This is a genomic window from Mycoplasma sp. 10961, from assembly GCF_055523525.1.
The window spans coordinates 126,024-149,176 of the sequence record NZ_JBVFVD010000001.1 but is presented as its reverse complement, the minus strand read 5'-3'; the positions used below and the strand labels follow the sequence as shown (position 1 = coordinate 149,176).

The window sequence follows — 23,153 nt, the reverse complement described above, 5'->3', positions numbered from 1 at the left end:
AAATGAAATTAATTAAATTAGAAGCCCATGGCTTTAAATCATTTGCGGACCCAGTAGTGCTCCGTTTTGACGGAGGAATTGTTGGTATTGTTGGACCTAATGGTTCAGGAAAAAGCAATATCAATGATGCTATTAGGTGAGTTTTAGGAGAACAAAGTTCCAAAGAACTCCGTGGCGATTCCATGGCTGATGTTATTTTCGCTGGCTCTAAAACAGCCCAGCCCATGAACAAAGCCCAAGTAACCTTAACTTTTGATAATAAAGAAAGATTAAGTTCTATTGATGCTGATACTATCAGCATCTCTCGGGTAATTGAAAGGGATAAAGGCATTAATGAATATTACATCAATGGCGAAAAAGCCCGTTTAAAAGAAATTAAGATGCTAGCCATGGAAACTGGAATTGGGAAAAGCTCTTTAGCAATTATTTCCCAAGGAACAGTTTCAGATATTGCCCAATCTTCAGATGAACAACGACGTAAAATCTTTGAAGAAGCTGCGGGAGTTTCAAAATACAAATTCCGTAAAGAAGAATCATTAAAAAAATTAGATCAAGCTCAACAATCTTTAAAAATTATCCAAGCAAAATTATCTGAAATGCAAAAACGTCTTGAAGGTTTGAAAATACAAGCTGAAAAAGCTTATAAATATAAAGAACTAAGTAAAGTACTCCAAGAAATTGAAGTGCCATATTTAGCTTTTAATATTGATAAAAACCAAAATCTTGTTGATACTCTCTCGCAAGAACTTGAAGGTTTTGAAGAAACTGAAAGTTCTTATAAACAAGATATCAAAGATCTTGAAACACAAAATACTAGTAAATCAGAACTTTTAAAAGATTTAAAAACTAAAATTGCTCAATATTCTAATATTAAAGAAACCTTAAAAGTTCGTATTGATGGGTTAGAATCTAGTATTCAAGAAGCAAAAACTAAACGTAAATTATTAGCTCAGGGTACTTTAGCTACAGATGCCAAAGAACAAAAAGCAGCTATTATATCTGAAGTTCAAGAATTAGAAAATAACCTTAATTCTTTTAAACAAACCTATGATGAAATTTTTAAGACAAAATTAGACTTAGATACAAAGATATCAAAGTTAACTCAAGAGATTAATGAGTTAACTTTGAAATACAAAGCTAAAGAATCACGTAATGCAGAATTAAAAGCTCAATTAAACCACCTTAAAACCATCTTAAAATCACGCAACAACCTCTTCCAAGGTACTAAGACCATTTTAGAAAATAAATCGTTTTTTAAAGGTTTAAAGGGCATTGTCGGCGATTTAATTAAATCCCCTAGTGAATACACAGTTGCTTTAGAAACAATTTTAAAACCTTCCTTACAACATTTAGTTGTAGACAATAATGATACAGCGATAAAAGCCATTGATTTTTTGAAAAAAAACAATGGCGGTAGAGCTACTTTTATCCCTCTTGCTACAATTGATGCAAAACATGTGCGAGATGATTATTTATTTGCTTTAAAAAACCAAAAAGGTTATATTGATTTGGCAAGCAATTTAACTATTGTGGATCAGCAATACCAAAAACTTAATAATTTTTTATTAGGTAATGTAATTGTAGCTAAGGATATTGAATCAGCTACATTTATCTCAAAAATAACTGAAAAAAAATATCCAGTAGTTTCATTACAAGGAGATTTAGTTAGAGTCGGCGGAATCTTAGTGGGAGGAAGCAAGGAACAAAGTGATCATACCTTTGGTTTAGAAGATAAAATTAAAACTTTGCAAGATGAACATGATGGTAACCAACTTATTAATCAAAAGCTTGCTTTTGATTTACAAACCTTAAATGATAATTTAAGGTCAATGCAAAATAACATGCAGTTTAATATAACTCAGCTTAATTCCTTGCAATACCAAATTAAAGAAAAACAAAACCAAATTGATAAACTAAAAAGTAAACTGTCAATTACTGATTTAGAACTTAAGGATAATAGTTTTGAAGCTTTAAACCAAGCTCAAACTAATATTCTTAAGTTACAACAAGAAATCAGCCAAAATGAATATAACTTACAAATTGCGCTGCAAGAAAAAGATTCAATATCAACAGATATTGAATCTAATAACCAAAAAATAAAAGAATTACATAGTTTGTTAGAAAAATTATGAGATTCTTTTAAGAAAAAAAATAACAATTTAACAAATGCAAAAAACCAATTAGCAATCGATTTACAAAGACTTAATGAACATTACAATATGACCTTAGATTATGCTAAAAACAATTTTGACCTCTCTTTAGCTGCTAATGCAGCTAAAGAGAGTATCGATAGTTTAAGGAGCGATATAAAAGCTTTAGGTAATGTTAATTTAGATTCAATTGCCGAGTATGAAGAATTAAATGAACGTTTTACTAAAGATTCAGCTACTGAACAAGAAATAATTGAGGCACGCAACCTATGTTTAGCGGCAATAACAGAATTAGATAAAAAAATCATTTTAAGACTTTCAAGCATCGTTAACGATGTTAACGATGAAATGCATAAAGTATTTTCTTCGTTATTTGGTGGAGGGACTGCAAAAGTTCAGTTCTTAGATCCAAATAACGTGCTTGAAAGTGGGATAAGTATTTATGCTCAGCCCCCTGGTAAAAAAGTTAAAAATCTCAAACTTTTCTCAGGTGGCGAAAAAGCATTAATTGCTATTTCCTTGCTCTTTGCAATTCTAAGAGCAAGGCCATTACCCTTATGTATCTTAGATGAAGTTGAAGCAGCTCTAGATGAGTCTAATGTTGTGCGCTACGCTCAATATTTACAAGAATTAAAGCATAAAACACAGTTTTTAGTTATAACCCATAGAACTGGCACTATGACGCGTGTTGATGCATTATTCGGAGCAACGATGCAACGGCGTGGTGTCACAAACTTTTTTAGTGTTGAACTTGCGCAAGCTAAGAAATTAATTGACCAAGAATAAAGAAAAATCAAAGCAATTAAGCTTTGATTTTTTTATTAAGAACTTGTTGTTTGAGATGTTCCAGCGCTACTTGCTTCACTAGATGATGAGCTAGACCCTCCCGCACCATTTGTTTGGGTTTGGGCAGAAGATGCATCACCTGTTGAACTAGTACTACTGTCTCCCCCAGTTGTAGTTTGCTCTTCTTGAGCTTTTACTTCTGGTTTAGGGTATACTTTGTAATCTAAGATCTTATTCTTAAGATCTGCTCAATCTTTGAGATGTTCGGTATTAACTACAGTATCTTTACCTTCTAATTTAGTTTTAAGTACTTTAAATAAGTTAGTAATTTCTGTTTTATAATGAGATTCTACTTCTACTTTTTCTCATCTATCAATATCTATTTTCAATAGATATTTAAGTAGTTTGTTATCTTTATTTAAACTATCAACTTGTTTTTGTTCTGTACCTTTAAAAGTGTCGTGTTTAGGAACTTTACCTAAGATAACTCTAAAGACATTATTAGGTTGATCTTCAGGTCTAATTTCTAATTCAACAGCTACTGGGTCATTATTGGTTGTTTGTGTTTCAGTATCACTGCTTGTATTTGATACAGCAGAAGTTTGTGGTGTTTCTTGCTTTTTATAATATTTTTTAACTTCTTTAATATTAAATGCCATTTTAGGTGAGATAATAGTTAACTTATCTTCATCTCGAAATTTAATTCAAAAGTCACTAACTTTTCAAGAAGTTAAATCATAATCATCTATAGTTACAGTTGCACCATTATTAACTTCAACAGTTTGTGGATTTGTTTGGGCGCCTGTAGAAGAACTACTTGTAGATTCTGTTTTTACTTTCTTTTCAACTAGAATGGTACCAGGAGTTTTGGTTAGGCCTCCGGCGGTTTGGTTTTGTTGGGCTACCTTGTATGGGTTGCTCTCACTTGGACCTCAAAAACCTACACGAAATATAGGCGTGTCCAGGTTTCCGGTAGTTTTTGTCTTTGCTTTCCACTCAACTGTCCCCGGGGAGTTGCTTAGGTTGTGTGTACCTTTTATGTATCAGGTGTCTAGTTCGTGCATATTTCCGCTCTTCATTTCCCTTGTGTTCTGTTTTGGTATCAACGTAATTTGCACGTATTTTGCTTCAGTCGGTTCAAACTCTGTCACTAGTTTGCCGGTGTCGTTTGTTAACCTTTTATGGAACTCAGCTCCTGTTTCCCACGCCGCTCTGGTTTGGTTTCAGTTGGGTATATTTACTTGCCCTTGTTTTTTTTCTGTGAACTTATTGTCATTATTAGCACCCAACCAGTCGCTTGCATGTTTGTGTGTTTGGTTGTTAACTTCGGTTCAAGTGGTCCCGTCCAAGCTTGTTTTTATTATCACTTTATCGGGTCACGTCCACCACCCATTTCCTCCAATTGTTGTTGGCATGTTCAGGTTGTTGTTTGTTAATTTCAGTTCTATCTGGACTTTAGATATTTCTAGTTTTTCCTCTTCTAACTCCCACGCCCACTGGTGGGTGAATTCCAGTCCTACTTTTTCGTACATGCTTCCGGGTTTTTGTTCGAGGTTCCCATTAAACTGCTCCCCCCCTTTGTTGAGGAAGTGCTTTTGTTTGTCGTATTCTTTTAAGTTTTTTACAGTTTCGTGCACCCCATCCTCGTGCACTCCTTTTATTCTTAGTGGTTTGTTGTTTCTTATGTTGTGGTTGCTTTTGCCTTCTTTTTCGCTATCACCCTCAACAGCGTATAGCCGGACGTTAGCTTTAGTGTTTGCTTGCGTATTTTGCCTTTTTGGTTTCCACTTTCTGACCAGTTGCTGTTGACTTTCCAATCAGCGTTCGTTGTTCTTGTGGCCTCTTTAGGTTGTGTTTCGTCGGTTGTTAGTCATTTTGTTGTATTTGGGGGGAACTCTCCTGGAAGGTATCTGAACAAATTGCCACCTTTTTGGCCCATCACAAATCATTGTTTAACAGCCGACATTTGGTCATTTTCGTTGACCAAATTATTTTTTTGGTATTTTGCGTCATCTGGAGCTTCTCCAAAGTACTCTTGAACTTTGCTCTTATTTTCCTCTACATATTTTGCACGTATTTCAGTTTCTTTTTCTGAATATTGGCTGATATCTGTGAAGTAAGTTTGCTCATTTAATGCTTTGGCAAATTCAGCTTCTTTTTCTTTTCTGAATTGGCTATTAGAACTAAAGTATCCTAGTTCTGATTTTAAAGTTTCAATTCCTTCTTTTAATCTAGTTTCTTCTTGAGTTAATTGAGTTTCAAAATTTGTTAACTCGGTAATTTCATCGGCATCAGAACTACGGGTAGTAACATAATTTAAAACTCTTGTTTTAAATTTATTACCAGTAGGTAATTTAGTTTCTAATGCAGTTTTTAATTTTGCATAAGCAGTATTTAAAGCATTTTTAAGAGTTTCTAACTCACTTTTAATATTTTGTAAGTTGGTTTGATCATTATTAGAATTTAACCCTAATTCAACTTCTAACTTACGTGGGTTACGTGAAGGAAGTTCACTAAGTAGAGTTCTTATTTCAGTTTTTAAAGCAGCAACTGCTTGATTACCAGTAGTTTCACCAGGTCTCTCAGGTTTAGGTGCTGCACCAGGAGCAGGGTCACCTGTTCCAACTTTATCTTTAGTTTGTCCTGCTTTTAATTGAGTAATTTTAGCACTTAATTTATCTAAATTACTTTTTTGGGTTGTTAATTGCCCTTTAGCTCCAGCACTAAGGCTATTGTAGTCACCTAGAGCTCTATTAACGCTAGCTTCATCGCCAGCGGTTACATTACTTTCAGTCTTAGCTAAAACTGTAGCATGTGTTTGTTTAAAAACATTAACTTCAGTAGCGGTTGGGTCAACTGGTTTAGGTTCTTGAGTTGTGCCACATGAAACGGCTACAAAAGGAACTAACACAGTACTTACGCTAAGTAAAGATAATAATTTCTTTTTCATAAGTTTCTCCTATAAAAATGTAATAATATTTTATTTGTATGTTGATTTAACTAAATAGTTAAAAACATACATTAATATTATAATACATATTTTAAAACTTAATATGGTTTTTATACTTGTTGACAAAAACCTTTTAAGGCTATGAGAAATATATAAAAAACATAAAAGCAAGGGAAATCCTTGCTTTTATGAGACTACTCTTATCATTAAAATTCAGTTAACTAGGCTATAATGTCCAATATTATGAATTTTATAAACCCCATTAACAGAATCAAAATATGAATGTTTTACTATTATGTTATTTAATATGAAAATACTTAAAATTCCCATAAATAATAAAACAATTAATAAATCACTAACTTTTAATTTAAAGACACGGTATTTCGTACGCTCTTCATATGGATCATAGCCCCTAGTTTCCATTGCATTAGCTAAATCTTCAGCTTTTTGAAATGATGATACAAACAATGGAATAATTAAAGTACTAAAGGCAATTATTTTATCTTTAGTATTACCATGTTTAAAATCAACTCCCCGGGAAGACTGTGCCTTAATAATCCGAAAAATTTCATTTACTAAGGTTGGAATAAACCTTAAAGCAATCGAAATAATCATTGCGATAATATGAGTTGGGATAAAAATAAATTTTAAAGGATATAATAAGCTTTCAATTGATTTGTTTAATAAAATTGGCCTAGTGGTATTAGTTAATAAACTAGTAACTAATACCATAACATATAACCGAAACACTAAGGTAATGATTCGATTAATAGAATTAATCGAAACCCCATATTGAATCTTAACATAATTACCATATGTTTTTATGTAATAATCAATGGTATCTTGGCCAACAACTTTAGCATTATAAAATTCACTTCACAAAATCTTTTTACCATCAATTTCTAAGTCTTTAGACCCAGATGTAAAGATCGGCCAAAAGTATGACACATAATAATTATTTTTATATACTGTTTCGTTATTAACAGTATATAAATTAACTACAAATAAAAAGATTGAAATGATTAAGGGCAGTTTTAAAGTTTTTAAAACTGGCCTGATACGTTTAGTAGTTACAATTGAAATAATTGTAATAAATGAAGCTAAAAGCAATAATTCAATAAAATTTGAAGCGATAAAAAGTAAAACAATAAATAAAATACTTAATAAAACTTTGATACGAGGGTCAATTTTATAGACAAACCCACTGCCAGGAATATAACGTCCAAATGCACTTTGTTGCATTAAATATCCTCCTTATCAAAAATACTTTGATTTAAATAATCAGCTAGTTCTTTTATATTCTTTACTTTTGGAACATCAATTCCTTTTGCTTTCAGCTCATAAATAAAAGCTAAAAGTTTGGGAGGTTCCAAATAATTTTCTTTAAGTAAATTAATATCATTTAAAACATCATAAGTTTGTCCATCAGCAACTATTTTTCCTTGGCGCAGCATAACAGTTCGCGTTGTTCGTTCTAACACACGATCTAAATCGTGTGTTACATTAATAATTGTTTTTCCTTTTTGGTGTAATTTGCTTAAAATATCTAAAATTTCAATTGTCCCAACTGGATCTAATCCTGCAGTTGGTTCATCAAAAACTAAGAAATCTGGGTTCATAGCTAAAACACCAGCAATAGCAACCCGGCGCTTTTGCCCACCAGATAATTCAAAAGGGCTTCGTTCTAAATATTCTTCCCCAAGGCCAACTTCCTCTAAACATTGTGCAGCTACTTGATATGCTTTTTCTTTAGGCATTCCAAAAGCAATAGGTGCAAAAGCAATATCTTCTTTAATAGTATTTTTAAATAATTGATATTCAGCAAATTGAAACACTATTCCAATTTTTTTTCGCAAATCTTTAAATTTAAACTTACTGGTTTTATCGCCATAAAACCAGTCTGTAATATTATTATTATCGTTTATATGCCAGTGCACATATCCATTAGTTGGTTTTAATAAACCATTAAAATGTTCAATTAATGTTGTCTTACCAGAGCCAGTTGATCCAATAATGCCAACATATTCACCATCATTAATTTTTAAAGAAACATCATTTAATGCTACAAATTCTCAAGGAGATTTTTTATTAAAAATTTGTATTACATTTTGAATTTTGATTTGCATATTTGATTAATCAATTCCTCTCTGTCGTATGTGGGTTCAATATTATGTAACAAACTACTTAATTTATAAATAAAAGGCGAATCAATTTTAGCAATTTCTAAAATTTCTTGATTATTTAAAATCTCCTTAGGATTCCCTTGGGCAATTAATTGCCCTTGGGAAAAAACAAGGCAACGGTCTGCTAAAATAGCCTCATCCATATCATGGGTAATAGATATTAAGGTTTTTTCTTTATTATCTTTTAATTCCTTAATAATTTCTAAAACACTGCTTTTACCTTTAGGATCAAGCATACTGGTAATTTCATCAAAAATAATTACATCAGGATCTAAAGCTAAAATTGAGGCAATGGCAACACGTTGCTTTTGACCTCCAGATAAATTCTCTGGTTCCCTGGATAAATGGTCTAACATATCAACTTTAGTTGCCACTTTATGAATAATGCCTTGCATAGCTTCATGAGGAATCTTGCGGTTTTCAAGACCAAATGCAATATCATCTTCAACTGATGAGCCAATAAATTGGTTATCAGGGTTTTGAAAGATAATACCAATTTTCTTTCGAATTTGATATAAATTTTGACGATTATAAACTATACCATCAACAGATAAAGAACCTGCTTGTGGTTTTAATAAGGCAACAAGCACTTTAGAAAAAGTGCTTTTGCCACTTCCATTATGCCCTAAGATGGCTATATATTCTCCTTTATTGATTTCAAAACTAACATTATTTAATGCTGGTTTTTGCACACCTGGTTTATAACTAAATACAATATTATTAACTTTAATCATAACTTTAATTAATTATAAAATAAATAATAAAAAATAACAAAATAATTTTTCTGATGTTATTATTTGTCCAATAATAGCAATTATTAATTGATGTTTATTCCAAGCAAGGTTCTTATAATACATATAAAAAATGAAAGATTTCAGTTTTTATATATTAAGGTTAATCTTTAAATTACTAACTAAGACAAGAGTTAAAATAAATTAAACTTAAATTCAGTTAATATATTAAAATTATATTATTAGTATTTGCTTATTTAATTTAAAAAAACTACACAAATAAAACAAAAAGGTATTTAAAATCAAGATAACATTTAAGAAAATTATCTACTACTATAATAAAAAGAGATCGATTCAATATACTAAAAAATATAATTACTAAAAGGTAGAATATCAATGTCAAGAATTGGTAATAGTCTTGATAATCGTGAAATTGTATATTTCTTTTAATTCTTAAAAGCAAGCTTTTACCAAATTTTGAAAAACAAGCAAAAGACTTGGTTTTATTGAAGTATCACAAAAAATTAAAGAATTTATAAAGTGATATAACTATAAAAGAATAAGATAAAAACCTTACCCAACCATACCATTTGGCTTAGCCAAATGGTATGGTTGGGTAAGGTAAAATAGTCTGGAAAATTTCTCAGTTTAAAACAATTATTTATACTATTTTTGTGCAGAATAATAGATTCTTATATAATTAATTAAAGATAATGTTTTATATTAATCTTGTAATAAATAACAAAATAAAAAAATATAGGTTTGTAATTTAGGAGTAATTAATGAATCAAGATGTAAAATTAAATGTCTTTGAGGCTTTTTCCGGTGTTGGTTCACAACATATGGCATTAAGAAATATTAATAAAAAGTTTAAAATTGTTGCAACATCAGATATTGATCCCGCTGCCACTTTGGCTTATTACTATATACATAAAAAAAATGATAATAGTTATAATATATTACCAAAACAAGAAATAATTAATTATTTATCAAAGATACTTATTAAATCTGAAAATGATCTCAAAAAATTGAGCAATGAAAAACTTACTGAGTTATATATAGCATGTGTTAAAACAAATAATCTTGGCGATATAACTAAAATAAGTATTGAAAATATTCCAGAGCATAATTTATTTACATATTCTTTTCCTTGTCAAGATATCTCATCAATCGGGACAAAAAAAGGCTTAGATCAAAATAGCGGAACGAGAAGTTCTTTGCTTTGAGAATGTAAAAAAATCATCGAAAATAAAAAACCAAAATATTTAGTTTTAGAAAATGTAAAAAGCCTTACTACTGGCAAAAACAAGCAAAACTTTGAAACATGATTAAGATATCTAGAATCTTTGGGCTATGAAAATTATTGGAAAATCTTTGATGCTCAGCATTATGGCATTCCACAACGGCGCCCAAGGGTGATTGTTGTTTCAAAATTAGGCAAAAGTAAAATAAACTTAATCAAAGATAACCAATTTATCCATAAAAGTATTAATGATATTATTGATGATAAAGAAAAAAAATGAACAATATTTAATCCAAAAGCTAAGGTCAAAGGAGAAGTAAAAGAAGGTGAAGTACTTTTTTTAGATGATCGAGATTGAAAAATAAATGGTGTTATGATTGATAAAGTATCTTCTACTCAAAGAGCCGGAAGATCTGGCCTTAAATTAATTAAATGTGAAAATGGTACTTTATATGAAAGAAAATTAAGTGCACTAGAATGTTGCAGATTAATGGGATATAATGATCAAGACTACCATAATATGAAACAAGGAAAGTTATCAGATAACACCATAATAAGGTTATGTGGTAACTCAATTGTTGTTAACGTATTGGAAAATATTTTTAGAAATATATATGAGGAGGAAGAAAATGATTAAAGGTTTATCATTATTTTCAAATGTTGGCATTGGTGAATTAAATTTAAAAAAAGTTGGTGTAGATATAGTTATAGCAAACGAATTAAAAAAAGATAGGGCTAAATTTTATCAACATATTTTCCCTGATTGTAAAATGATTGTAGGTGATATTTATGATAAATATAATCAAATAATTTCGCAAGCAAGAAAAGAAAATTGTAACTTTCTAATTGCAACTCCACCATGCCAAGGAATGAGTGTTGCAGGAAAAAGAGATTACAGCGACAAAAGAAACACATTAATAATACCTGTTTTAAATGCTATAAATGATTTAAATCCAGATTATGTAATAATAGAAAATGTTCCACAGTTATTAAAATTAAAAATTAAATATAACAATATTATTGATACAGTGGAAAAAACAATTGAAAGAGAATTCGGACAAAAATATTATATAAATAAAGAAAAATTAATTAATGCTCAAGATTATGGTGTACCACAAAACAGAAAAAGAGCAGTTATTTTATTAAGCAAAATAAAACCATGAAACTTCCCTAATAAGGAGGCAAAGTTAATAACTGTTAAAGAAGCAATTGGAAATTTACCTTCAGTAGAAGCAATTGTTGAAGGAAATACAAACTTTTTTAAAGATAATAGTTTAAAAATAAAAAAATGCCAAGAAATTAACAAATGGCATGTTCCAAAAAATCATTTATATAGACACGTAGAGGCAATGATGTATACCCCTACAGGTCGTTCTGCTTTTCAAAACTTATTTTATTACCCTAAAAAACCAGATGGTACTAGAATTAAGGGATATAACACCACATACAAAAGAATGGATTGGAATAAACCTGCCCCAACAATTACAATGGCTAATGGATCTATTTCATCTCAATGCAATGTTCATCCTGGGAGATTAAAACATGATGGAACTTATAGCGATGCCAGAGTTTTAACAATTTATGAAATCATGAAATTATTTACTATAAAAGATGATTGAGATATTCCAAATTGAGCAAGTGATAACTTTATTAGAAACGTAATCGGTGAAGGAGTTCCACCTTTATTAATTGAAAAAATTGTTAAAAATATTCATGTGGAGGATAATGATGCAAAATAAAAATGTATGGCTCTTTCCCCAAAATTCATGTAATATTAATCAATTTTTTATTACTTTAAATTTGTTTAGCAAACTAAATGGAATAAAAAGAAATAATAATATTCAACAACTTTTAATGAAAGAGCACTCATTAAAAGGAACTTATAAACCATATATTAAAAAAGACCATTACGATTTATCTTCGGCCAATCATAAAATAGATGAACCAAGATTTTACGGGGCTATTTATGAAACTTCTAATAGAAAAATTCACCTTAGTTCATATGGTGAATTATTGTTAAAATACAAAGAAGATATAAAAACAAGAAATAAAGTATTTATAGGAATGCTTTTTACAATACAATTTAATAATCCATATAAAAAATTAAATGATTTTAATATATATCCAATGAGGCTTATATTTAAATTATTAACTGAACCTAGAATTGATTATAAATTAAGTAATATAGAAGTTGCACACATTTTATATTATGTAAAAAAACTATCCACACCAAAAGATTATATTAATCTTATTAAAAAAATTATAAAATTTCGAAAATTAGACAATAAAAATAAGTTACAAAAATTACTACCTAATGCATCTCAATTTATCAGAAATTATGTTAGTTGTAATTATCTTTTTAATATGCTTTGTGAACTTACAATAACCAATCAAGTTAAGGAGAAAATAAACTTTAAATTACAATCACAATTCAGAAAATTACCAACCGCAATAACGACAAAATTCTTAAAATTAGATTCAATATACGGAGCTTTCCTAAACAGGTATTTGAAAAATGAATCAATTTATGCAAATATTAAACAACCTCAAGGTTTAAGAAGTGATTGAATTAGAGATATCTATAATAGTGTTCCACCAATCTTGCTCGAAGAAATTCAAGAAAAAGATCAAATGTATAAAGAATTTTTACAAATTCCTAAATTACTGGTTGAAGCCTCTGTAGACTCCACTAAATGATTATTATTTGAAGAATATATCACAAAATCTTTTAACTTGTTTACTGATGTTAAAGCAGAAACAATATCTGGACCAGGGCAACCAGATTCATTATGTCATTATTTAAAAGAAAATATTGTATTTTGTGCCGATGGTAAATCAACAAATAAAAAACTAACTAGTATAAATGATGGACGATTAAAACAACATAGAAAACTATATAATGCTAAATATACAATTGTCATTACTCCTGGTTTTGTGCCAAGTGCTGTTGAAGATATAAAAGGAACTAAAACTTGCATAATTACTTCATATTGCTTTGCAGATTTAATAACTAAATATATATTTAATATATATAAAAATAAACAAGAATGTAGTTATGAAATATTTAATGATTTAATCCTTAAAAATCTTGGCACAGACTTAAGTGAAAAAATATATAAAATTATTGATGATATATTAGGTGTTTCTATACATGAATTTAATTAAACTATTAAAAAAGACACAAAAGTTATCCCATTTATGTTTACTTTTGTGTCTTTTTATCTAAAAATTATTTTATTATAAAAAGTTTTAAAACAAGAAGATTTTGCTCTTATATTGCATTTGTTAAAAGAATAAACGAAGTTTTTAGACATGGAAAAAATATTCGGATAAAATCCGAATATTTTTAATATAAAGAAAAAGAGGTAGTTATGAGACATTTAAAGACTAAAGAATGAGTCCAAATTTTTGACTTATACGATAAATATTTGAACCTGGGAATAACCAAGGCAGAATTTGATAATTTCTGTTTTGATATCAGAAAAGTATACTGAAATAAAGAATCAATGAGAAATATGTTAAAGATAAAGAAAATCAAGAATCTTTCACATACTAAAAAATCTAAAATGATATGTGTTTCAAGATCTACATATTACGAGAAATTGAAAGATAACAACAAGACTAAAGAACTAAAGGTTAAACACAAAGAAATAATTTTTCAAAGTTTTGTCGAAAATAAAGAAAGGTATGGACGAAGGAGACTTGCTAAATATATTTTCCAAGAATATAATATTCAAATAAATCCTAGAACCCTAGGAAATTATATGAAAAAGCTTAATTTGAAAACATTTGTTAGACAAAAACGTAAAACCAAGGAATCTAAAAATACTAGTATTAAAATACCTGATTTAGTAAAAAGAGATTATAATTCACGTAACAATAATATATATGCAACAGACGTGACCTATATACCAGCACCAAAAGATATTGAACAGAATCATATTTATTTATCTGCAATTATTGATCATAAAACTAAGTTTGTGACCTATGAATTATCACTTAGAAATGATACTGAACTAATTTTGAATAATATCACCAATACAAAATTCAAAAATAATTTTATTTTACATTCTGACCATGGATCTGCTTATTCTTCGCTTGAATATACTAAAAAAATAAAATCACTAAAAGGTAAAATATCAATGTCAAGAATTGGTAATAGTCTTGATAATCGTGAAATTGAGTATTTCTTTTCAATTCTTAAAAGTGAAATTTTCCCAAATTTTGATCAAACCTGTAAAAGACTTACTTTTATTGAATTATCACAAAAAATCAAAGAATTTATAAGCTGATATAATTATAAAAGAATAAGATAAAAAAACCTTCCCAAAGCATTCCGTTTGGCTTAGCCAAATGGTATGGTTGGGGAAGGTAAAACCGTCCGAAAAAAATTTCCCAGTTTAATCTTTCAATCTCTAATGGCACTATGTCAATTTTTGGCAACTGAATTTTGTAATATTATATCAATTAATTTGTAAGTTGTGGTATGTTTAGATTTTTCCAGGGTTTAAATTTTTATCTCCTTTTTATAGATTTAGTGCTTTTACAAGATAAATCAATTGTATTTCACTTAACAAATTGCTCTAATAGCTTTCTGTCTTTTGTTTGGTAATAATTTAATAATGCCATTTTATAATCATTATTGTTTGATAAAGTAAGGTTAAATAATTTATTTTCTTGTAATAATGCTTTTTGAATTAACATTGTTGCTGTACGTTTATTCCCATCATTAAATAATTGTTCTCTAGCAATTAAACTTGGTGATGCTAACAAATCATCTTGTTTGATTGCTTCTTCTAACATTTCTTTATATTGATATTGCGACAATAAAGGCGGAACATATTTAGAGCCGGAAACATAAATATTTCTTGTACGATAATAACCATTACCATCAACTAATCCATCCATTAAGATTTTATGTAATTGTAAAATATAATTAGGACTTAAAGGCAAATCATATGTTTCAAAAATAAATCTTCACGCATCTTTTAAATTAATTGCTATTTTAAAAGCATCTGTATTATTTTCAAAATATTTATTGTTAATAATATTTTGTGTTTCAAGTTTGGTAATAATTAAATTTTCAAAATAGACTTGCGCTTGGATAATATCAACAAGTTGCTTTGAATAATCTTCAAATTTTAATAAATTTGATTCCGTTGCTTTCATGTGATGTTTTTATCTCCGTTTATTAATTTTTCAATTTCATTAATCATATCAAAATATAAATCTGTAAAAAGAGTAGTATTTAAAATCTTATTAGCGTTTTGTAATTTAATTAATTCGCTTTGTTTTAAATCATAAATTAACTTAATGATCACATTTATTCCCATATTAACTAATAACATTTCTCTAAACACTTCTTCACTCATTGGTTTTTTAAGTTTAACACTTTGATTAAATCTAAACGCTTCTCATTCAACATAACCAAAGGGGTGATTAATTTTTTTCATTCAGTAATTATTAACTACTTCAATTGCTTTGGTAATTTCATTTTGAAATTCTCATTCTAAATGTTTAGTTATATTGGTTTTATACATATCTGTTCCTTAAATTCAATTTTATTATATTTAACTGTGTGATTATTGCAAAATATTTAGATGCATTATATCATAAATTATCACAATGTATCAAAAAACAAGATTTTTTGATATCTCGACTATTATGATTATTCTTCTGCAAATCATAAAATAGATGAACCAAGATTTTACGGTGCTATTTATGAAACATCAAACAAAAAAAATTCACCTTAGTACAAATGGTAAATTACTGTTAAAATACCAAGAAGATATTGAAGTAAGAAATAAAGTGTTTATTTGGATGCTTTTTAGCATACAATTCATTAATCCATATAAAAAATTATATGGTTTAATATCTATCCATTAAGACTTATATTCAAATTATTAACCGAAGTAAGAATTGAATATAAGTTAAGTAATCTAGAAGTTGCACATATTTTATATTATGTGAAGAGTTTGAATTCGCCAAAAGATTATAATGATATTGTACATAGAATTATAAATTTCAGGTTATTAAACAATGGGGATAAAATACAAAAATTTGACACATAATGCATCTCAATTTATTAAAAATTATGTTAGTTGTAATTACTTATTTAATATGCTTTCTGAGCTATCTATAACTAATCAAGTTAAGGATAAAACAAATTTTAAATTACAATCTCAATTTAGAAAAATGCCAACAATTATAACAACAAAATATCTAAGTTTAAATCAAGTATATAACAATTTTGTTGATATGTATTTACAAAATAAAACACCTTATGAAAATATTAAACAGCCGCAAGGTTTAAGAAGTGATTGAATTAGAAATATTTATAACAGTGTTCCAGGGTTTTTGCTTGAAGAAATTGGCGAAAAAGACCAAATGTACAAAGAGTTTTTACAAATTCCAAAATTACTTGTGGAAAGTTCAATTGACTCAACTAAATGGTCTTTATTTGAAGAATATATTGCTAAAGCATTTAACTTATTTAGGGGTGTAAAAGCACAAACAATAGGCAGGCCAAGTCAGCCAGATTCATTATCTCATTATCTTAAAGATGATTTTTATTTTGTGCTGATGGTAAATCAACAAATAAAAAACTAATAAGTATAAATGACGGAAGATTAAAACAACACAGAAACTTATATAATGCAAAATACACAATTGTTACACCATGATATATCCAAGTGCTGTTGAGGATATAAAAGGAACTAACACTTGCATAATTACTTCATATTGCTTTGCAGATTTAATAACTAAATATATATTTAAAATATATAAAAATAAACAAGCATGTAGTTATGAAATATTTAATGATGTAATATTAAAAAATCTTGGAACTGATATAAGTGAAAAAAATATATAAAATTATTGACGATATATTAGGTATTTCAACACATTAATTTAATAAAATATTAATACACTTATATAAAACAACAAAGCGGACATATTAATAGTCCCGCCTTGTTTATATTTATACTTTATCAACTTTTGTTTTATTTAATTAACATATTAAAAGAATAATCGAGGCTTTTGATTCTTTTTATAAATATACGTTAAACTAAATTTTGAATTACGATTTTCAAAGATTTTTTGCATTCTTTGCAAGATTTTAACTTGCTTATCAGTTGGTAAACTTAATGGTTTTTTATTATATTTATATAAGTTAATATGCCTGGCTAAATTTATTTTAGAAATTTTATAAAAACGATCTAAATGAATTTTATAATAAGGTTCTTTAAAAGCACTGAACAAATAAGCCCTGCCTGGATTTTGGCATAATGTCCCAAAAATCACTTCATCTTTTAAGTCTACTAAAGTAATTAATAATTCACAAGGGCGCTTGGCAAATATTTCAATGCCTTCTTTCAAATTACGTTTTGGTTTATAAATTTTGAACATCTCAATCTTGTGCATTTCTCTGTTGCTCCATTCATTAATAAATTAAAATATTTTTTATTAAAGAACTAAAAGTGAACTAAAGCAAAAAACACATATTATAGTATAATAATAATATTAACTATATATTAAAAAGGAGTTTTAAATTATGATTAATGTTAATGAATTTAAACCAGGAATCACATTCCAAGACGAAGGTGAAATCTATGTTGTGCTTGAAGCACAACATTCTAAACAAGGTAGGGGACAAGCTAACGTTAAAGCAAAGGTAAAAAATTTACGTACTGGTTCAACTACAATTAAATCTTATACTGGGGGCGATAAAGTCAAACCAGCTCACATTGATAAACGTAAGATGGATTATTTATATAATGATGGTGAAAATGTCATTTTAATGGATAAAGAAACTTATGAGCAAATTGAAATTCCATTAAATCGTTTAGAATGAGAAATTAATTTTCTGAAAGAAGGAATGGAAGTACAAATTCGTAAATTCCAAGACGAAGTCTTGGATATTGAATTACAAACTAATATATCTTTATTAGTTACTAATGCACCAGATGCCGTAAAAGGTAACACCACAACTAACCCACAAAAGAAAGTAATTTTAGAAACTGGTTTTGAACTTGAAACCCCAATGTTTATCAAAGATGGAGATTTGATTATTGTCTCAACTGAAACTGGTAAATACGTTGGAAAAAGTAAATAAACAATGCAAGACTGAATTAATGTAAAATATCTTTTTAACCAAATTTATATGGTTGATAAAGAAGCAATTGAAGATGTGATTAAAAATGCTTTTAAAGAGCAAAAGCATTTTAAACTTATGCCTTCATCCCATATTAAAATTGAACCAGATCATAGTGATTTGCAAGTTTTTTTAGATTTAAAAATTAATAAAAATAATCTTAATGATCAAGCCAAGTTAATCAATTCACTTGTCACAGAACTTAATACCCAAATCAAAAAACTAATTATTAAAAAACCAAAAAATATTCAAGTTGTCATGTTAGGAACCTTTTAGTGCAAAATCCTAACTTGCCCCAAGACTATGCAATATTAAGATTATTATTTTTAGAAGATATCAAACAAGAATTAACAAAACTTTCTAAAAAGAAAGTTTTAAATAAAAAAAGTCAAAAATATCAAAATTTATTAATAAAGTTAAAAAAACAATTAGAAAGTTTTGAAATTTCAAACCAAGAATTAAAATTAAATAAATTAGCTTATGAAAAAATTAAACGTGAGCAAACTTTTGATAAACTTAAATGATATTTTATTGGTGGCTTAATTATCTTCTTTATTGCAATAGCACTCAGCATTTATTTTGCTATTTAAAAATATCACTTTTTTACAAAGTGATATTTTATTTTGTTAATTAAGCACTTCTACTTTAACATGTGATAGGTATTTTTTGGTTTGCTCCAAGGTTCCAACGTGCTCACTAGCTACCGTTCCCATTGCGCCAGCACTAGCAAATAAAAGTGAGTTTGCTGCATCTCTAGTTTCTAAATATTTAGCACAAAATAATGCAATCATGCTATCGCCTGCTCCAGTAGCAGAAAATACCTTAATTGGTTTAATAATGGATGCTTTAAGGATTTGTCCATCTTTTGTTAAAGCATATGAACCATCTTTATCCATTGAAACAATAATATTTTGAGCCCCGTAAGTTTGCAATTGCTTCATTGCACTAAGCAAGTCTTGCTCATGATTAATTTCAAACTTAAAGTTACGTTTTAATTCATCAAGGTTGGGTTTAATTAAATAAGGATGGAAACTTAAAAATTCCTTAAGATTTGGTGAATCAATATCCAAAACAAAGTTAACTTTGTTTTGTTTTAAAATTTCTAAAATTTCTTTTAAAAATGCATCATCACTTAAGCCCATGATCATTAACATATCTTGGCTTGTTAACTTTGCAATTTGATCTAAAACTTTTGCTTTGATTTCAGATGTTAAAATTGTTCTTGGTCCATTTAACTCAAAAGAATCTTTAGCTCCATAATATTTAATATTAATCCTAGTTAAATTTGGATGATTAATATTAATAATTTCTAAGGATTCATGTTTAAATAGATCTTGGAACGAATTAAAGGTATGTTGGTCAAATAAGCTAAAGGCAATATTATCAAAGTTATGACGTTTTAATATTAGCGAAGCATTAATACCTTTGCCTCCAGGCAAAAGCTTGGAATCTTGATATCTATTGACAGTTTCTAAAGAGAAATCTTCAGATTTAATTAATAAATCTGAAGATGGTGATAAAGTAAGGGTATAAATCATAGCTTTGTTATTTTTTAACAAAAATTCAATTTGGGTATTTTTGGTTTAATTTTGTAAAGAGGATAATTGCTCCAGCTTGGGCTAAAGCTCCAGCTAAAATTGAAGCAATTCAAAACACAATCCCTAAACCAGCTGAAGCCCCAAAATCACTGAATAAGTTAGTTCTTGCTAAAAATCCAACAAAGATTCCACCGTGAGGTGCAATGATGTTAACACCTAATGAAGCTGATAAAATACCAGCTACTGCTCCACCAATCACGTTAGATGGTACTAATACTTTAGGGTTTTTAGAAGTATATGGAATTGCACCTTCTGAAATAAAGCTCATTCCAAATAAAATATTCGAATATTTTCCTGAGTTGATTTCATCTTTAGTTCATAGTTTTTTACTAATAAACATTGATAATGCAATTCCAAGTGGAGGTACCATACCTGCAGCCATAACAGCCGCCATTGAAACACTCGATGTTCCGTTTGCAATAGTTAAAGTTCCAAAGATATATGCTGCTTTGTTAATTGGTCCCCCAAGGTCAATAGCCATCATAGCACCTAGAATTAATCCTAAGATTCAAGCTAATTGAGGACGGTTTTCAAATAATCCTAAGAATAACACTAATGCTAAGTTAATGTAAATTAAGACAATATTAGCAACTCAGAATAATAAAGCAATTGTTAAAGTTCCAAATAATGGAATAAATAAAATATTTTTGATTCCTTGCATGGTTTTTGGTAATTTACCAAAAATATATTTTGAAAAAACAATTACCATTGCTGCGGCAAAGAATGCTCCAAGGATTCCGCCAATAAAACCTGAACCAGTCCCTAAAAATGAATCGGGGTTGGCTACTCCAGAATTGACAATTGAAGGTCTTAAAAAAGCATATGTCCCAGAAACTTGCCCAGAAGCAATAGCCCCAACGACAAATCCAGGTAATAACCCTTGGCGCCCTACTAATGAGTAAGTAATATAAGCAGCCAGCACAGGGACAGCAAGGTTAAGTCCAATTTTTCCAATATCAAAGATAACTTTTGATAATGGAGCATTAAATCCAAAGTTACTTAAAAAAGCACTTGAATTAATGTCTGTTTTATTAAGTCCACCAATAATAATGTCTAGTAAAAATCCAATTGCTAATAAAATTCCACCAAAGACAATAAATGGTAACATGTGAGAAATTCCAGACATTAAAGAACGACGTAGTTTTCCACTAAAGCCATCAAAAGTCATTTCAGCAAATGATTCTTCACTAGTTTTAGCACCTTTTATTTTCTTTCCTTTTTGATCTAAAATTTCTTGAATTTGCTCTCTAGTCTTATAGATTGCTTTTTGGGTTGAGATTTCTAAAACATTAGTTGCATTACTAAATTTAGATTTTTCAATCTCGCGATCAGTTGCTAAAATAACACCTTTAGCATTGGCAATATCTTTTTCAGTTAAAGTATTTTTAACCCCTTCTGCACCTTGGGTTTCAACTTTAATTCTTAAATTCATTTTCTTAGCTTGCTCAACTAACTTTTCTTTAGCTAAGAAAGTATGGGCAATACCAGTAGGACAAGCAGTAACTGCGACAATGTCATAAGTTCCTTCTTGATCTAGTAATTCCTCAAGTTCATCTTGTGGTTCAAAAGCATCAAATAATGCTAAAAATTCATCAGCACTTTGAACTTTGTCTAATGCCTTAATAAATTGTTCTTTAAGTAATAAAGACGATAATTTTTGCATTACTTCAATATGTCCTGATTCTCTTTGGTCTTTTGATAAAGCAATTCCAAAGATATATTTTACAGGTTGATTATCTAATGCTTGCCAATCAAGGTTATTTACTCTAGCAAAGAGCAAAGTGCTCATTGTTATAGTATCATCACCTAAATGTGGCATGGCAATATGATCACCAATCCCTGTTGAATTTTGATTTTCTCTTTCTTTAAAAAGATCGTAAATTTTTTGGGTATCTAATCCATAGTTTTTTGATACAAGCTCACTAGCAAAAAACTTTAAAACTTCATCTTTTGAAGCAAAGTTTTTATCCAAGTAAATTGTATCTTTGTTGTTAAATAATGATCTAATCTTCATAGTTCCTTTCGTTGTTATCTAATTAAATTATAGATCATTCTCTTTGATATACGTATATATAAGATGAAAAAACCTGGAAATGTTTCCACTTCTTTTAATTTTATTGTTTTATGGTATAATAATCTTTAATACTTTAGATAGGAATGAAGATGAATTACGAAAAATATACAGCAGCTTATTTTGAAACAACTAAAGAAATTTTAGCAAGTGAAAAGCCCGATAACGTTATTGTTATGCAATTTTTCCAACGTAAAAATAATTGTATTTTAGGTGGTATAAATGAAGTCTTAGCTTTTTTAAAAGCCAAGACTGATACTGCAAAATATACAATTAAATATCTACCAGAAGGAACCATAGTCAATGAATTAGATATAGTTTTAGAACTGGAAGGTCATTACCAAGATTTTGGACAGTGAGAAGGGTTAATTGACGGTATTTTAACACGTTATTCTTCTATAGCGACAAATGCAGCAAAATGCGTTAGGGCCGCAAGAAATAAACAAGTTATTTTCATGGGTGATCGATCTGATCATTACATAACCCAAGAAATTGATGGAAAAGCCGTTGCTCTTGGTGGAATTAAGCTAGTTTCAACTTTAGCCCAAAAATCACACCAAGATGATATTCATGATGAAAATCTCTTTGGTAGTATGCCACACGTTTTAGTTCAAGGGTTTAATGGGGATATTGTCAAAGCCGCTGAGGCATATATAAAATTATATCCAAAACGTAAATTAATTGCTTTAGTTGACTACCACAATAACGTGATTCAAGAAAGTTTAAAACTATGAACTGCCTTAGGCGATAAAGTTTGAGGTGTTAGAATTGATACTTCAAAAAGTTTATCAGATCATATGTTTGATCAAGAAACTCCTAAATACGGTGTAGTTCCTGAGCAAGTGATTCGCCTGCGTAAAGCATTAGATCAAGCCGGAGCTACTAATTATAAAATAATTGTTTCATCTGGCTTTAATCATTCTAAAATAAAATGATTCGAAGATCTTAAAGTGCCAGTTGATTATTATGGAGTTGGACAAAGTATTTTTAAAATGACTAATACTTTTTCAGCAGATGCTACCATGTTAAATGGACATAATCAAGCTAAAGAAGGGCGTTATTATCGTTATAATCCAAAACTAATAGAATATAAAGGTTAAGTAAAAGCAACACTTATAGGTAAGTGTTGCTTTTATATTATAAAAAGTAATTATAGTTCGGCTAAAGCTTTCATAACTCTGACAAGCTTTTCCCAGTCTCCATTCCTCTTCATTTGCACATCAAGCGGTTCAACATATTTATCAAGATTTTCTACATATTCTTTTAATGTCACAATATCCTCCTATTTA

General features: G+C 28.9%; 22 protein-coding genes and 1 pseudogene. 12 read left to right on the top strand and 11 right to left on the bottom strand.

Annotated features, from left to right (window positions below; translation table 4 throughout):
* The first annotated feature begins 2 nt into the window (after positions 1-2).
* Positions 3-2,936: an AAA family ATPase gene (locus AC0B4T_RS00640; RefSeq protein WP_465102712.1), complete on the top strand. Its 2,934-nt coding sequence runs from the start codon at positions 3-5 to the stop codon at positions 2,934-2,936.
* Between the two features lie 35 nt (positions 2,937-2,971).
* On the opposite strand, the gene AC0B4T_RS00635 is transcribed toward AC0B4T_RS00640, so the two are convergent.
* The 5 genes from AC0B4T_RS00635 to AC0B4T_RS00615 form a co-directional block, all read right to left on the bottom strand.
* Positions 2,972-4,468, bottom strand: coding sequence for a hypothetical protein (locus AC0B4T_RS00635; RefSeq protein ID WP_465102711.1), 1,497 nt, complete (start codon positions 4,466-4,468; stop codon positions 2,972-2,974).
* Positions 4,469-4,617: 149 nt separating this feature from the next.
* Positions 4,618-5,886 (bottom strand): variable surface lipoprotein, encoded by a 1,269-nt coding sequence (locus AC0B4T_RS00630; RefSeq protein ID WP_465102710.1) that lies wholly within the window; start codon positions 5,884-5,886, stop codon positions 4,618-4,620.
* A 186-nt stretch (positions 5,887-6,072) separates the two neighbouring features.
* The gene (locus tag AC0B4T_RS00625) at positions 6,073-7,128 is read right to left on the bottom strand and encodes an energy-coupling factor transporter transmembrane component T family protein (RefSeq protein WP_465102709.1); all 1,056 of its coding nucleotides are present in this window, start codon (positions 7,126-7,128) and stop codon (positions 6,073-6,075) included.
* The gene (locus AC0B4T_RS00620; RefSeq protein ID WP_465102708.1) at positions 7,128-8,012 is read right to left on the bottom strand and encodes an energy-coupling factor transporter ATPase; all 885 of its coding nucleotides are present in this window, start codon (positions 8,010-8,012) and stop codon (positions 7,128-7,130) included. The genes AC0B4T_RS00625 and AC0B4T_RS00620 overlap by 1 nt, the downstream gene beginning before the upstream one ends.
* On the bottom strand, positions 7,988-8,803 hold the full coding sequence (locus AC0B4T_RS00615; RefSeq protein ID WP_465102707.1) for an energy-coupling factor transporter ATPase: 816 nt from the start codon (positions 8,801-8,803) through the stop codon (positions 7,988-7,990). The genes AC0B4T_RS00620 and AC0B4T_RS00615 overlap by 25 nt, the downstream gene beginning before the upstream one ends.
* Positions 8,804-9,184: 381 nt before the next feature.
* Between AC0B4T_RS00615 and AC0B4T_RS00610 the strand changes: the two are divergent.
* From AC0B4T_RS00610 to AC0B4T_RS00590, 5 genes and pseudogenes are all read left to right on the top strand, one after another.
* Positions 9,185-9,362, top strand: a pseudogene (locus AC0B4T_RS00610) (IS3 family transposase); the annotation flags it as partial.
* 220 nt (positions 9,363-9,582) lie between these two features.
* On the top strand, positions 9,583-10,680 hold the full coding sequence (dcm, locus tag AC0B4T_RS00605) for a DNA (cytosine-5-)-methyltransferase (RefSeq protein WP_465102706.1): 1,098 nt from the start codon (positions 9,583-9,585) through the stop codon (positions 10,678-10,680).
* Positions 10,673-11,782, top strand: a complete 1,110-nt coding sequence (locus AC0B4T_RS00600) for a DNA cytosine methyltransferase (RefSeq protein WP_465101783.1) — start codon at positions 10,673-10,675, stop codon at positions 11,780-11,782. Before dcm ends, AC0B4T_RS00600 begins: the two co-directional genes overlap by 8 nt.
* Entirely contained in the window at positions 11,769-13,208 is a 1,440-nt protein-coding gene (locus AC0B4T_RS00595; protein WP_465102705.1) for a hypothetical protein, read from the top strand. The genes AC0B4T_RS00600 and AC0B4T_RS00595 overlap by 14 nt, the downstream gene beginning before the upstream one ends.
* Before the next feature lie 206 nt (positions 13,209-13,414).
* Complete coding sequence (locus tag AC0B4T_RS00590; RefSeq protein ID WP_465102704.1) at positions 13,415-14,359, top strand: IS3 family transposase; 945 nt, start codon at positions 13,415-13,417, stop codon at positions 14,357-14,359.
* Between the two features lie 199 nt (positions 14,360-14,558).
* Here AC0B4T_RS00590 and AC0B4T_RS00585 read toward each other — a convergent pair whose 3' ends face one another.
* Both AC0B4T_RS00585 and AC0B4T_RS00580 read right to left on the bottom strand, forming a co-directional pair.
* Positions 14,559-15,212, bottom strand: a complete 654-nt coding sequence (locus tag AC0B4T_RS00585; protein ID WP_465102703.1) for a Fic family protein — start codon at positions 15,210-15,212, stop codon at positions 14,559-14,561.
* A complete protein-coding gene (locus AC0B4T_RS00580) occupies positions 15,185-15,583 on the bottom strand; it encodes a hypothetical protein (protein WP_465102702.1) in 399 nt (132 codons plus the stop codon). Before AC0B4T_RS00580 ends, AC0B4T_RS00585 begins: the two co-directional genes overlap by 28 nt.
* 520 nt (positions 15,584-16,103) lie before the next feature.
* On the opposite strand from AC0B4T_RS00580, the gene AC0B4T_RS00575 reads away from it, so the two are divergent.
* Both AC0B4T_RS00575 and AC0B4T_RS00570 read left to right on the top strand, forming a co-directional pair.
* Positions 16,104-16,652 (top strand): hypothetical protein, encoded by a 549-nt coding sequence (locus tag AC0B4T_RS00575; RefSeq protein ID WP_465102701.1) that lies wholly within the window; start codon positions 16,104-16,106, stop codon positions 16,650-16,652.
* Positions 16,653-16,722: 70 nt separating this feature from the next.
* A complete protein-coding gene (locus tag AC0B4T_RS00570) occupies positions 16,723-16,914 on the top strand; it encodes a hypothetical protein (RefSeq protein ID WP_465102700.1) in 192 nt (63 codons plus the stop codon).
* A gap of 146 nt (positions 16,915-17,060) precedes the next feature.
* Here the strand turns inward: AC0B4T_RS00570 and AC0B4T_RS00565 are convergent, their stop codons facing one another.
* Complete coding sequence (locus AC0B4T_RS00565; protein WP_465101793.1) at positions 17,061-17,465, bottom strand: hypothetical protein; 405 nt, start codon at positions 17,463-17,465, stop codon at positions 17,061-17,063.
* A gap of 130 nt (positions 17,466-17,595) precedes the next feature.
* Between AC0B4T_RS00565 and efp the strand changes: the two genes are divergently transcribed.
* Genes efp through AC0B4T_RS00550 form a run of 3 tightly spaced genes read left to right on the top strand, consistent with a single transcriptional unit; the run spans position 17,596 to position 18,785 of the window.
* Positions 17,596-18,156, top strand: coding sequence for an elongation factor P (gene efp, locus AC0B4T_RS00560; RefSeq protein WP_465101794.1), 561 nt, complete (start codon positions 17,596-17,598; stop codon positions 18,154-18,156).
* Between the two features lie 3 nt (positions 18,157-18,159).
* The gene (locus tag AC0B4T_RS00555) at positions 18,160-18,471 is read left to right on the top strand and encodes an MMB_0454 family protein (protein ID WP_465102699.1); all 312 of its coding nucleotides are present in this window, start codon (positions 18,160-18,162) and stop codon (positions 18,469-18,471) included.
* Positions 18,471-18,785 carry a hypothetical protein gene (locus tag AC0B4T_RS00550; RefSeq protein ID WP_465102698.1) on the top strand — a complete coding sequence of 105 codons (315 nt, stop codon included), beginning with the start codon at positions 18,471-18,473 and terminating at the stop codon, positions 18,783-18,785. The genes AC0B4T_RS00555 and AC0B4T_RS00550 overlap by 1 nt, the downstream gene beginning before the upstream one ends.
* 36 nt (positions 18,786-18,821) lie before the next feature.
* Here the strand turns inward: AC0B4T_RS00550 and AC0B4T_RS00545 are convergent, their stop codons facing one another.
* Both AC0B4T_RS00545 and AC0B4T_RS00540 read right to left on the bottom strand, forming a co-directional pair.
* Positions 18,822-19,733, bottom strand: coding sequence for a 1-phosphofructokinase (locus AC0B4T_RS00545; RefSeq protein WP_465102697.1), 912 nt, complete (start codon positions 19,731-19,733; stop codon positions 18,822-18,824).
* Positions 19,734-19,740: 7 nt separating this feature from the next.
* Positions 19,741-21,807: a PTS fructose transporter subunit IIABC gene (locus tag AC0B4T_RS00540; protein WP_465102696.1), complete on the bottom strand. Its 2,067-nt coding sequence runs from the start codon at positions 21,805-21,807 to the stop codon at positions 19,741-19,743.
* A 149-nt stretch (positions 21,808-21,956) separates the two neighbouring features.
* Between AC0B4T_RS00540 and AC0B4T_RS00535 the strand changes: the two genes are divergently transcribed.
* Positions 21,957-22,964, top strand: coding sequence for a nicotinate phosphoribosyltransferase (locus tag AC0B4T_RS00535; RefSeq protein WP_465102695.1), 1,008 nt, complete (start codon positions 21,957-21,959; stop codon positions 22,962-22,964).
* 50 nt (positions 22,965-23,014) lie between these two features.
* On the opposite strand, the gene AC0B4T_RS00530 is transcribed toward AC0B4T_RS00535, so the two are convergent.
* The gene (locus AC0B4T_RS00530) at positions 23,015-23,137 is read right to left on the bottom strand and encodes a hypothetical protein (protein WP_465101800.1); all 123 of its coding nucleotides are present in this window, start codon (positions 23,135-23,137) and stop codon (positions 23,015-23,017) included.
* Positions 23,138-23,153: the final 16 nt, after the last annotated feature.